Here is a 12,296-nt window from a genome sequence, read left to right on the forward strand (position 1 = left end):
GGCTAACCTATCTGAGTCATTTCATGCACAACGAAAGACTCTACCGCCCCTTCGGTTGCCGCTATATAAGACGCTAAATGATCATTTTCCATGTGCTTTTGCCATAACTCGCGTGTTTCCCAATTCTCAAAGAACAGAAAATGTGCTGGATTATCATTGTCTTGATGAAGATCGTAGTTCACACACCCTTCTTCAGCACGTGTTGTCGCAATGAGTTTTTTCAGCTCCGACTTTACCAGTTCCGTCTTGTCTTGTTTGGCAACAATATTGGCTACTATAGTTAGCTTCGTCATTCTTAAATCCCTCCATTCTATTTTGTAAATAAATGTGTCACTCAATGCGCTATCTAAATAATAAACTGCGTTTGAAGTCTCTGCCTTACATCGCCTAAAGAGCACCGATCATCGGTGGAATAATAGTTTTAATCTCTCGTTACGATTAGCTCTATTTATTCAACACATCAATCAGTATAATCCCTCCCCCTTATGATGAGTGGTGGTTAATTAACACTCACTTATCAATTTACTTCACATAATTTTGGTTATCTCACTTTTGGGATGACCACTGAAGCAGTCTAGAGCATGTAATGAGCAATAAGAATTCTGTGGGCTTAGTTGGCTTGATCGCCATCGTATTTGGTTCAATGATCGGTAGCGGTATCTTTAGTATTCCGCAAAACATGGCAGAGCAAGCTTCTATTGGTGCTGTGTCCCTCGCTTGGCTGATCACTGGTATCGGCATGCTTCTTTTGGTGCAAACCTTCAGGGTACTAGCCGAAAAAAAGCCGAACCTTAATTCTGGTATTTTCTCATACGCAAAAGCAGGATTTGGCGAATATATTGGCTTCCAGTCTGCTTGGGGTTATTGGTTAATGACCTGTATGGGTAACGTCGCCCTTGCCGTTATGATCAATGACTCTTTAGGATTGTTCTTTCCTGTATTATTGCAGCATGGTGTCGAGACTGTATTCCTATGCTCAGCATTGCTCTGGGGGATGAATGCCATTGCATTGCGAGGCACTGCCAGTTCATCATTTATTAATCTTATCTCTACAGTAGGTAAGTTGATCGGCTTGATTATTATTATCGCGATCATCATGTACAGCTTTGAACCTGCGAACCTCTCTCTCGATGTATGGGGAGAAGAGCAACAGCTAGGCTCAGTGGTCTCTCAAATCCAAAGTACTATGATGGTCACCCTTTGGTGTTTTGTCGGTATTGAAGGCGCAGTCGTACTATCAGGCAGAGCCAAAAAGAAATCCGATGTGGGTAAAGCAACATTAATTGGCTTTTTAGTCGCGATTAGTATGTACAGCCTGATCTCTATCTTGGCATTCGGCATCTTACCTCAGCAAGAATTATCACAACTGGCAAACCCATCTGCAGCCTCTCTTCTCGAAGCCGCCATTGGTCCTTATGGCCGTATACTCGTGAACATCTGCGTGCTGGTTTCAGTATTTGGAGCCCTAGTCGCATGGACTATGTTGGTTGCAGAAGTGCCGTATGAGGCTGGAAAAGTCGGTGAGTTTCCTCGTTTCTTCAGCCATACCAACAAAAATGAAGCACCAATTAATGCATTAAATATGTCTACATTATTCATGCAACTGTGTGTCTTGCTGGTAGTGATGTTTGAGAATGTGTATCTGGCAGCGATTAACATCGCATCGGTAATGGTTCTGCCTTGTTATTTGCTCAGCTGTCTCTTTCTTCTAAAAATCTCGCTAGATCCTAAGTCGGTTGGCTTAAATAAACGCAATTACGGACACATCGCTTTAGCAGCAAGTGCGGCGTTATTTTGTGCTTGGTTAATTGCTGCGGCAGGACTGGAGTATCAATTAATGGCGACGATTTTATACACCATTGGTATTCCATTCTTCCGATATACCCACGCATCTCGAATCAAGGCGGGTGAAAAAGTGTATTCAGTAATGGATACTTGGATAGAACGGGCACTGATTGCGTTGGCAGGACTTTCTGTTTATCTGATGTTTACTGGCTATCTTCACGCATAATCGAAAACCAGCGAATACTCAAAGCATAAAAAACCCCGAACTAATCACTTAGCTCGGGGTTTTAATATCTAGATTACATTATACGTTGTCGATAATCTGATTTAGCGTTGCACTTGGACGCATGAGTTCAGAGGCAATCGCATCTACTGGGGAGTAATAACCACCCAACTCACCTACCACGCCTTGCACACTGTTAAGTTCATTAACGATATTATCTTCATTAGACGCAAGAGACTTCGCTACCGCAGTAAATTGCTCAGCGAGTTCAGCATTCTTGTTTTGGTTTGCCAATGCTTCTGCCCAGAAACGAGCCAGAAAGTAGTGACTACCACGGTTATCAAGTTCACCTACACGACGTGATGGGGATTTGTTCTCGTCAAGGAATTTACCGGTTGCCGCATCTAATGTTTCAGCAAGTACACGTGCCTTTTCATTACCCGTCACTTCACTCAGGTGCTCAAGGGATGCCGCTAGTGCTAGGAACTCACCTAAAGAATCCCAACGAAGATGGTTTTCTTTTTCCACCTGCTGAACGTGCTTCGGCGCAGAACCACCAGCACCCGTTTCAAACAAACCACCACCATTCATTAGAGGAACGATAGACAACATCTTCGCTGAAGTACCCAGTTCTAGGATTGGGAACAAGTCTGTTAGGTAGTCACGCAGTACGTTACCTGTGACAGAGATCGTATCTTCGCCCTTAGCAATGCGTTCTAACGTAAATAAGGTCGCTTCTACTGGAGACAATACGCGAATATCTAAGCCCTCAGTATTGTGCTGAGGCAGGTAGGCTTCAACTTTCTTGATAAGCTCTGCATCGTGTGCGCGATTTGAATCCAACCAAAATACTGCAGGAGTAGCAGATAAGCGTGAACGGTTAACGGCAAGTTTTACCCAATCTTGGATTGGTGCATCTTTTACCTGACACATACGGAAGATGTCGCCTTCTTCAACCGATTGCTCCAGAAGTACCTTCTCGTTAGCATCAACAACACATACTTTGCCTGATTGAGACAAGATGAATGTCTTATCGTGAGAGCCATATTCTTCTGCTTTTTGCGCCATCAAACCCACGTTTGGCACACTACCCATAGTCGTAGGATCAAACGCGCCATGCTGCTTACAGAAATCGATGACAGCTTGGTAAACCCCAGCGTAGCAACGATCTGGAATCATCGCCTTCGAATCTTTCGGCTTACCATCTGGACCCCACATTTGACCAGAGGTGCGGATCATTGCTGGCATAGAAGCATCAACGATGACGTCAGATGGAACATGAAGGTTAGTGATACCACGGTCCGAATCTACCATCGCAAGTTCTGGACGAGTTTCATAAACCGCGTTAAGAGCGGCAACAATTTCTTGCTTCTGTGCTTCAGGTAAAGATTCGATCTTAGCGTAAACGTCACCAATACCGTTGTTTACGTCTACACCTAACTCGTCAAACAAAGAACCGTATTTCTCGAATACGTCTTTGTAGTACACCTTAACCGCATGACCAAAGATAACTGGGTCTGAAACCTTCATCATGGTCGCTTTCATATGCAATGAAAGCAGTACATCTTGCTCTTTCGCAGATTCGATTTCTTTCTCAAAGAAAGCAACCAATGCGTTCTTATTCAACACAGAAGTATCAATGATTTCTTGGTCTTTTAGTGCGAAAGCTGACTTCAATGTGTTAACGCTACCGTCATCACCACGCAGTTCAATACGAACCTCAGTTGCACCATCAATGGTGACCGATTTTTCGCTACCAAAGAAGTCATTTCCGTCCATGCTCGCTACGTGTGACTTTGATTCTTTAGACCATGCACCCATTGAATGCGGGTTTTTCTTAGCATAGTTCTTTACAGAAGCAGGAGCACGGCGATCTGAGTTACCCTCGCGCAATACTGGGTTTACCGCACTGCCTTTGATCTTGTCATAGATAGATTGAATGGCTTTCTCTTCGTCAGTTTTTGCCTCTGCTGGGTAATCAGGTAGAGCATAGCCCTTTGCTTGTAGCTCTTTGATTGCCGCTTTTAGCTGTGGGATTGACGCTGAGATGTTTGGAAGCTTAATAATGTTCGCTTCTGGTGTTTTCGCCAACTCACCTAACTCTAATAGTGCATCACCAATACGTTGCTCTGGTTTCAAGTACTCAGCGAAGTTAGCGATAATACGACCCGCTAATGAAATGTCGCGAGTTTCAACTGCAATATCAGATGATGCAGTGAATGCTTGTACCATTGGCAAAAACGAGTATGTTGCCAGCGCTGGAGCTTCATCGGTAATGGTGTAAATAATGGTGGGCTTTTGTGCAGACATGAAATTTCCCTATCGTTATTATTTGTTCACTGGCTATATTCAGCTCTAGTGTCAGTCGATTTTATAGCAATTGATGTTGTGTCTTGGGTTTTACCAATTCTTGGCTCTAAATAGCCTAAAACGCCATAAGTCATACAAGGCGTTACTGTTTAACCTATCAAATAATCGGCTCTGTTAGCAATCGTGTTATGATTAACCTACCCCGTTTGCTGCGCGTATCATAAAGCAAATGTTGTTTCCTGAGAATGAACTCATACAGTTTGTTTACAAAAATGCAAGGTAGTTAACATGTCTAGCGGCAACCGCCGACCTCAAAATAAGGCTCGAACTTCTCAATCTTCTTCGAAGCCCGACAACAGATTCAACCAAAAGCACTCTAGCTCTTCCAATAGGAGGAACCCTGTGCGCACCGTTAAACGCGTTTCTGCCGAAGAACGAAGAGTACTGCTGTTTAACAAACCTTTTGATGTATTAAGCCAGTTTACTGACGGTGACGGCAGACAAACTCTGGCGGACTTCATTAAAGTAAAAGAGGTGTATGCCGCAGGAAGGCTCGATAGAGATAGTGAAGGACTATTATTACTGACGAATGATGGTATTTTACAAGCTAAATTGACCCAGCCTGATTCAAAATCGCCAAAGACCTATTGGGTACAGGTGGAAGGCGCGCCATCAGAGCACGATTTAGATAAGCTGCGTAAGGGTGTAGAACTAAAAGACGGTATAACGCTACCCGCAACAGTAGAGATCATGCCAGAGCCAACAGTATGGGACAGAAACCCACCCGTGCGCTTTCGTGCAGCCATCCCAACCACTTGGCTAGCAATTACCATCATAGAAGGCCGCAACAGACAAGTACGCCGAATGACCGCCAATATTGGCTACCCCACTTTGCGCCTAATCCGCTATTCCATTGGTCAATACAGCTTAGGCGATTTGCCAAATGGAGAATGGAAAGAGGTTTAGTGTACTGAGCCTGCTCTGAGCTTTCTAAGATCCCGGATATTTGCTCGCGCAAATTCCGGGATGACGGTGGTCTTTCCGAGCAAGGCTCAACACTTATTGGGAATTTGGCTACTCGCCTTCCATAAACCCTAGGTCTGGAAGTCGATCAAGGTGCTCTGCGTAACGCTTTTCGTTGAATTCTGCACCGTTGTTCACAACATCAAACACTTCAATCGCTACCGCACAGCCAATCATAGCGATAGCATCGTCGCGGCTATTGCCTGTCATCATCAAGCGCATCAGCGTTTCTTTTACTTTCTTTGGGTTGCCTGATTCAATCTGATTTTCAACGATTTCGATCAGTTGGTCTTGAACTTCTTGTTGGTCTTGCATGGTCTTTAACCCTATTGTGGGAGCAACGAAATAGTGGCACATAGTATGACAGAAAATGTTTACACTTTTCAGTCAATTTGAAAGTGTGATTCATCTCATGGATCTGTCACACTGGGTTTGTTTCTGTTAGAATCTGCGACCGTGTTTATCTAGTGGTAATTTTGAATGTCTGACAACAGCCAAAAGAAAGTCATCGTCGGCATGTCCGGTGGGGTTGATTCCTCGGTCTCTGCGTACCTGCTTCAACAACAAGGCTATCAAGTTGAAGGCCTGTTTATGAAGAACTGGGAAGAAGACGACAACGAAGAGTATTGTACAGCTGCAGAAGACCTTGCCGATGCGCAAGCGGTCTGTGACAAGCTGGGCATTCATTTGCACACGATAAATTTTGCTGCAGAATATTGGGACAACGTATTTGAGTACTTCCTCCAGGAGTACAAAGCAGGTCGTACGCCAAACCCTGATATCCTTTGCAACAAAGAAATCAAATTCAAAGCCTTTTTAGAATTCGCTGACGAAGTTCTGGACGCCGATTACATCGCAATGGGTCACTACGTACGCCGTACATTCCCTAGTGCAGAAGAAATTGCTGCAGGTGAAAAGCCTCGCATGCTTCGCGGTCTAGATGGCAATAAAGATCAAAGCTACTTCTTGTACACGCTAAGCCATGAACAAGTCGGCCGTAGCTTATTCCCTGTGGGCGATATCGAAAAGCCAGAAGTTCGCCGCATTGCTGAAGAGCAAGGCTTAATCACAGCGAAGAAAAAAGACTCAACGGGTATTTGTTTTATCGGTGAGCGCAAGTTTACAGATTTTCTTTCTCGCTATTTGCCTGCTCAACCGGGTAAAATTGAAACCCCTGAAGGTCAAGAAATTGGCGAGCATATGGGCTTGATGTACCACACCCTTGGTCAACGTAAAGGCCTACATATTGGTGGCCAAAAAGGTGGCGGTGGTAACGAAGACCCATGGTATGTTGCGGAAAAAGACTTGAAGCGCAACGTATTGATTGCGGTTCAAGGTGCAGATCATCCATTACTTAAGTCTGAAGGCTTGCTTGCGGCTCAATTACACTGGGTCGACCGTAATCCTATTCGTGAGCCAATGACTTGCACAGTGAAAACAAGATATCGCCAAACCGATATTCCATGTACCATTATTCCCGTGGACGACGAGAACATCAAAGTGATCTTCGACGAACCACAAGTCGCCGTTACCCCTGGTCAATCTGCGGTCTTCTATAAAGACGAAGTATGCTTGGGTGGCGGAATCATCGAAAAACGAATCAAAGCTTAATACAAAGGAGTTCTTACGTGGCAAATACCAATTATGACCGTACCATTGCTTTTGCTGGCATTTGCCAGGCTGTCGCTTTAGTTCAACAAGTGGCAAAAGACGGACATTGTAATTCTGCCGCGTTTGAAACCTCAGTTGCCGCAATTATCAATACCAATCCTGCTGATACTATTAGCGTCTTTGGTAATGAACGTGACCTTAAAATTGGTCTTGAGTGCCTATCTCGAGGCATTGATAGTTCAGCGACGGGCAATGAATTAACTCGCTACGTGATCAGCTTAATGGCACTTGAACGCAAGTTAAGCCAGCGCCGCGACTCTATGGCACAACTGGGCGATCGCCTTCAGCAAATTGAACGCCAAACTGAGCATTTTGATCTGTTTGAAGAGCAAATGATCAGTAACCTTGCTAGCGTTTATCTTGATGTGGTCAGCCCTATTGGCCCTCGCATTCAAGTAACCGGTAATCCAGCGATGCTTCAGCAAACCTCAGTACAAAGCAAGGTACGAGCCCTACTCCTCTCTGGTATTCGTAGTGCCGTACTGTGGCGTCAGGTCGGTGGTAAACGCCGTCACTTAATCTTTGGCCGCAAGAAAATGATTGAACAGGCTGAGATACTTTTAGCACGAATTTAAATATTGGCTCGCGCATTGTCGCGAGCTAATTTTTTTGCGCACAGAAAATTAACGCAATCGTTTGCGCAACACTAGTGACAATTACTCTTGTTACTGGTATAAACCTCACAAAATTTAAGAAACTCAACTCGGGAGAACAACATGGAACTGTCAGCATTGACTGCTGTTTCACCAGTAGACGGCCGTTACGGTAGCAAAACCACTGCACTTCGTAGCATCTTTAGTGAGTATGGCCTCCTAAAGTACCGCACTATCGTTGAAATCCGCTGGCTACAAAAGCTTGCAGCAACAGATGCAATCGCAGAAGTACCGGCGTTTAGCGCTGAAGCAAACCAATTTCTTGATAACGTAGCGGCTAACTTCAGTGAAGAAGACGCACAACGTATCAAAGACATTGAGCGCACGACTAACCACGACGTAAAAGCGGTTGAGTACTTCCTAAAAGAGAAAGTTGCTGGCGTACCAGAGCTTCACGCGGTTAACGAGTTCATCCACTTTGCATGTACTTCAGAAGACATCAACAACACTTCTCACGCGCTAATGCTTAAAGAAGCGCGTGAAACTGTGATTCTTCCAGAAATCAAGAACATCATTGATGCTCTAAAAGCACTTTCTGTCGAGTACCGTGACATTCCACTTCTATCTCGTACGCACGGCCAGCCTGCTTCTCCATCAACGATGGGTAAAGAAATGGCAAACGTGGTGTACCGTATGGAACGTCAATACAAGCAGATCGAAAGTGTTGAGATTCTAGGTAAAGTTAACGGTGCAGTAGGTAACTACAACGCTCACCTATCCGCTTACCCTGAAGTAAACTGGCACCAGTTTGCTGAAGAGTTCATCACTGAATCTCTTGGCGTAACTTGGAACCCTTACACCACTCAAATCGAGCCACACGATTACATCGCTGAGCTTTTTGACGCGGTTGCGCGTTTCAACACTATCTTGATCGACTTCGATCGTGATATTTGGGGTTACATCGCATTAGGTCACTTCAAACAAAAAACGATTGCTGGCGAGATTGGTTCTTCAACCATGCCGCATAAAGTAAACCCAATCGATTTTGAAAACTCTGAAGGTAACCTAGGTCTAGCTAACGCTATATTCGGTCACTTAGCACAGAAACTGCCTATCTCTCGCTGGCAGCGTGACCTGACTGACTCAACGGTTCTTCGTAACCTTGGTGTCGGTGTAGGCTACGCAATCATTGCTTATACTTCGACTCTTAAAGGTATTAGCAAGCTAGAAGTGAACCGTGAAGCGTTACTTAAAGAACTAGACCAAAACTGGGAAGTATTGGCTGAACCAGTACAAACAGTAATGCGTCGCTACGGCATCGAGAAACCTTACGAGAAGCTAAAAGAGCTAACACGCGGTAAACGTGTTGATGGCGAAGCTATGCGCAACTTCATCGATGGCCTTGAGCTTCCAGAAGACGAGAAAGCTCGCCTGAAAGAAATGACTCCAGCGAACTACATCGGTCAAGCGATTGAGTTGACTGATAAGCTATAAGCTACAAGCTACAAGCTACAAGCTACAAGCTACAAGCTACAAGCTACAAGCTACAAGCTACAAGCTACAAGCTACAAGCTAGATATTAAAAAGCCTGAATCGAAAGATTCAGGCTTTTTTTATGCTCGTCATCCTGACGAAAGTCAGGATCTTAGAGAGTACCAATATCGAGCTAACGCACCCTCCAAGGTCCTAGATAAGTTCTTCGAACTTTCTAGGATGACGACGGTGCGTTATATTAACCTCGAACTCAATTTGAGTTCGTTGGCTCTGCCCTACATCGCGCTCTTAAACATCTCTAGGTACTTCTCTGCTGCTACGTTCCAGCCAAAGTCTTGCTTCATCGCACGAAGCTGAACTTCAGCAAACTCTGTTGGTTGCTGAAGATATAAAATCAACGCTCGTTGCATGCATACCAGTAACTCGTCTGGGATTGGGTCGTGGAATGAGAAACCAGTACCCACGCTTGGGTCTGTATCATAATCATTCACAGTATCTTTCAAGCCACCTACATCACGAACGATTGGAAGAGTGCCGTAAGCCATAGAGTAAAGCTGATTCAAACCACACGCTTCAAATTCTGAAGGCATTAGGAAGAAATCTGAGCCTGCTTCTACAAGGTGAGCCAGACGGTTATCGTAAGCTTCGACAAAGGCAAACTTATCGCCGTATTGCTCTGATACTTCACGCAATTGCGCGGCTATATCAGGATCACCTGTGCCAATGATCACGAGCTGTACATCGTTCTTCAAGAAACGGTCTAGGATCGGCAAGATATAGTGGAAACCTTTTTGATGGGTCAGACGACACACCATGCCAAACATAGGCAGCTTAGCGACAGGCAAATTAAATTCTTGCTGAAGCGCTGTTTTGTTTGCTGATTTTCCTGCTTTAAAGCTCGCTTTAGTTGGCTTGAACTTCTTAACTAGGTATTTATCCGTCGCTGGATCCCACTCGCTGTAATCACAGCCATTAACAATGCCTGAGAAATCCACAGAGCGAGAAACAAAGTCATTGACCAGACCATGAGAGCCCAGCGGTGTTTTTAGCTCTTCAGCGTAGTTAGGGCTTACTGCGTTCAGTTTATCCGCGTACTGGATGCCAGCGCGAAGCATACTGATGCAGTCATGACCATAGTTCACAGTGCTTGCTTCTACTTGAGTTAGCTCTGGAATGATGCTCACTTCATTGTATGGGTAGATACCCTTAAACAGTGCATTGTGAATGGTCAGTGCGCTTTTGATATCTTTATAGAAGTCGTTATTTGCAAATCGAGTCTTCAACAAGAAAGGCACCAAGCCAGTGTGCCAATCATTCGCATGAACTACATCCGGCTTAAAGTTAAGCTTTGGCAGTGCATCCAAACTTGCAGCAGCAAAGAAAGCGAAACGTTCGCCGTTATCCGCGTATGCTTGGTTGCGCTCAGCATAAAGTTCTGGGCGATCAAAGTATTGCGCACATTCGAATGCGTATACCGGTACACCATCAAGCTCTAACTTACGAACTTGATACGGAGTGTGGGGGTGATGGTCTAAAGTAGTAGATAGAACAACTGGGCTTTGCTCAAAGTTAGGTAACTTTGTATAGCCTGGAATTGCGATCGCAATGTTAGTGCCAAGGTTTTGCATCGCTTTAGGTAACGCCTTACCAACGTCAGCTAAACCTCCGCTTTTCACTAGTCCTTCAGCTTCGGAAACTGTAAACCAAACTTTTAATTGTGACATTTTTGGGGAAATCCTGTTTTTCATTAGAGCTGTTGACAGCTTCTGTTTTTGATAGATTTGACTCGCGTCATTTCTGCGCAATATTAACATAAAAAACAAACGATTGCGCTAGTGTCAGGGGACTAGGGTCTCATACACACTCTGTGTTCACACCGTTGGTACCCCAAAAGCCATGATAAAACCATAACCATCTGATTTTGTTAAACTAAGCCGAATATCAAAAAAGATAAAGTAGGAATTTACATCTTGAATCTGTTGTTTCAGATACAAAAATGCCCAGCACTGGGGCTGGGCATTGAATAATCTATTTTAACTAGATATTACCAGTAGAAACGTGCACCAACTGCGAAGTTGCTTTCAGCATCTGCCATTTGGGGATCAACCTGAGAGTCAGAACCTTGGTTGTTGTAGCCTAGAGTTGTACCGTCACCGTAGCCGTATTCACCATATACACGCGCCCAAGAGTTAAACTTATGCTCTACACCAACATAAATAACCGTACCGTCTTCATCACCGTTACCAAATGCGAATCCGCTAGCGTCTTGCTTTGTGTATTCGTAACCACCGTAAAGCGCAGTTTTTTCCATCATTTGGAAAATACCAGCAATCGAGATACCGTTTTCATCAATCTTCTCTGAACCATTTTGATTAGCTAGTTCAGCCCAGTAGTAAGTGAAACCAATTAGATGAGCACCGATACCGTATTCTGCTGTGAACTCTGCGTATGTGTTTTCTAGCTCAAAGCCACCAGTCGCAGTGCCCGCTGTTTCACCAGTGTAACCTACACCACCATGTAGAGCTAAGTCACCAACGTTACCACCAACGTATAGTTCATATAGATCGTTTTCAGTGTCAGAATCGTTTAGACCCCAACCTGCTTTAACCCAAAGGTTGTCGAAGTCGATAGTGTATTTGATTTGAGATTCGTGTTGAGCACCGTTAAGCGTTGAGTAACGAAGTGCTGAACCACCGAAGAAGTAAGAGTAATCAGCGCCGTACACGTCATCCGAAGTCGTCCACTGCTTACCAAATTTGATTGTACCGAAGTCACCAGCGAAACCAACATAGTGCTGACGAACATTCACGTCAGTGTTGTCGCGAATACCTAGCTCAACAAGGCCTAATACGTCTACGCTATCTGAGATTGCGTATTGACCTTTAACACCTGTACGAGACGAACCAGAACTCAATGTTGCATCATGGTCGTTATTGTCTAGAAATTTAAGTTCTTGACGTAGTTGACCATAAAACTCAACTGAACCGTCTTCTGACTTGTAGATTTCTGCTGCGTTTACAGAAGTTGCAGCTACAGATGCTACTGCTAGCGCTAATAGTGTCTTTTTCATGTTAATTTACGTCCTTTTCTTTTAACTCGAACCCTATGTCGGTTCTGAAATAGTTTTATTTTTATAATCATCAGGCGAAAATGCTTCTACATCTACGTTCTCCTGAGGTTGGTGATACATTGCAATT

General features: G+C 44.3%; 10 protein-coding genes. 5 read left to right on the forward strand and 5 right to left on the reverse strand.

All coding sequences use genetic code 11. The features are described 5' to 3' along the window. Positions 1-2: 2 nt before the first annotated feature. Entirely contained in the window at positions 3-293 is a 291-nt protein-coding gene (locus tag OCU48_RS08050; protein WP_141344088.1) for a putative quinol monooxygenase, read from the reverse strand. Between the two features lie 293 nt (positions 294-586). Here OCU48_RS08050 and OCU48_RS08055 point away from each other — a divergent pair, with 293 nt between their 5' ends. Beyond that, positions 587-2,011, forward strand: coding sequence for a basic amino acid/polyamine antiporter (locus OCU48_RS08055; RefSeq protein WP_141344089.1), 1,425 nt, complete (start codon positions 587-589; stop codon positions 2,009-2,011). A 78-nt stretch (positions 2,012-2,089) separates the two neighbouring features. Here the strand turns inward: OCU48_RS08055 and OCU48_RS08060 are convergent, their stop codons facing one another. Next, positions 2,090-4,318: an NADP-dependent isocitrate dehydrogenase gene (locus OCU48_RS08060; protein ID WP_141344090.1), complete on the reverse strand. Its 2,229-nt coding sequence runs from the start codon at positions 4,316-4,318 to the stop codon at positions 2,090-2,092. Positions 4,319-4,606: 288 nt separating this feature from the next. Here OCU48_RS08060 and OCU48_RS08065 point away from each other — a divergent pair, with 288 nt between their 5' ends. Next, positions 4,607-5,284 (forward strand): pseudouridine synthase, encoded by a 678-nt coding sequence (locus OCU48_RS08065; protein ID WP_141344091.1) that lies wholly within the window; start codon positions 4,607-4,609, stop codon positions 5,282-5,284. Between the two features lie 108 nt (positions 5,285-5,392). On the opposite strand, the gene OCU48_RS08070 is transcribed toward OCU48_RS08065, so the two are convergent. Further along, positions 5,393-5,656 carry a hypothetical protein gene (locus OCU48_RS08070; protein WP_017030351.1) on the reverse strand — a complete coding sequence of 88 codons (264 nt, stop codon included), beginning with the start codon at positions 5,654-5,656 and terminating at the stop codon, positions 5,393-5,395. Between the two features lie 165 nt (positions 5,657-5,821). Between OCU48_RS08070 and mnmA the strand changes: the two genes are divergently transcribed. The 3 genes from mnmA (at position 5,822) to purB (ending at position 9,099) form a co-directional block, all read left to right on the forward strand. Continuing rightward, the gene (mnmA, locus tag OCU48_RS08075) at positions 5,822-6,952 is read left to right on the forward strand and encodes a tRNA 2-thiouridine(34) synthase MnmA (protein ID WP_141344092.1); all 1,131 of its coding nucleotides are present in this window, start codon (positions 5,822-5,824) and stop codon (positions 6,950-6,952) included. Between the two features lie 17 nt (positions 6,953-6,969). Beyond that, positions 6,970-7,587: a high frequency lysogenization protein HflD gene (hflD, locus tag OCU48_RS08080; protein WP_141344093.1), complete on the forward strand. Its 618-nt coding sequence runs from the start codon at positions 6,970-6,972 to the stop codon at positions 7,585-7,587. A gap of 141 nt (positions 7,588-7,728) precedes the next feature. Next, entirely contained in the window at positions 7,729-9,099 is a 1,371-nt protein-coding gene (gene purB, locus OCU48_RS08085; protein WP_141344094.1) for an adenylosuccinate lyase, read from the forward strand. A gap of 275 nt (positions 9,100-9,374) precedes the next feature. On the opposite strand, the gene glgA is transcribed toward purB, so the two are convergent. Together glgA and OCU48_RS08095 are read right to left on the reverse strand one after the other, a co-directional pair. Then, a complete protein-coding gene (glgA, locus tag OCU48_RS08090) occupies positions 9,375-10,823 on the reverse strand; it encodes a glycogen synthase GlgA (RefSeq protein WP_141344095.1) in 1,449 nt (482 codons plus the stop codon). 320 nt (positions 10,824-11,143) lie between these two features. Further along, complete coding sequence (locus OCU48_RS08095) at positions 11,144-12,169, reverse strand: porin (protein WP_141344096.1); 1,026 nt, start codon at positions 12,167-12,169, stop codon at positions 11,144-11,146. Positions 12,170-12,296: the final 127 nt, after the last annotated feature.

Origin of the sequence: Vibrio inusitatus, assembly GCA_024346935.1 — a bacterium.
In the GTDB taxonomy this organism is placed as follows: Bacteria; Pseudomonadota; Gammaproteobacteria; order Enterobacterales; family Vibrionaceae; genus Vibrio; species Vibrio inusitatus.

Coding starts and splice junctions, on each gene's coding strand:
- mnmA (WP_141344092.1), top strand. CDS start 5,822: ATGTCTGACAACAGCCAAAAGAAAGTCATCGTCGGCATGTCCGGTGGG.
- OCU48_RS08065 (WP_141344091.1), top strand. CDS start 4,607: ATGTCTAGCGGCAACCGCCGACCTCAAAATAAGGCTCGAACTTCTCAA.
- glgA (WP_141344095.1), bottom strand. CDS start 10,823: ATGTCACAATTAAAAGTTTGGTTTACAGTTTCCGAAGCTGAAGGACTA.
- OCU48_RS08070 (WP_017030351.1), bottom strand. CDS start 5,656: ATGCAAGACCAACAAGAAGTTCAAGACCAACTGATCGAAATCGTTGAA.
- OCU48_RS08055 (WP_141344089.1), top strand. CDS start 587: ATGAGCAATAAGAATTCTGTGGGCTTAGTTGGCTTGATCGCCATCGTA.
- OCU48_RS08050 (WP_141344088.1), bottom strand. CDS start 293: ATGACGAAGCTAACTATAGTAGCCAATATTGTTGCCAAACAAGACAAG.
- OCU48_RS08060 (WP_141344090.1), bottom strand. CDS start 4,318: ATGTCTGCACAAAAGCCCACCATTATTTACACCATTACCGATGAAGCT.
- purB (WP_141344094.1), top strand. CDS start 7,729: ATGGAACTGTCAGCATTGACTGCTGTTTCACCAGTAGACGGCCGTTAC.
- OCU48_RS08095 (WP_141344096.1), bottom strand. CDS start 12,169: ATGAAAAAGACACTATTAGCGCTAGCAGTAGCATCTGTAGCTGCAACT.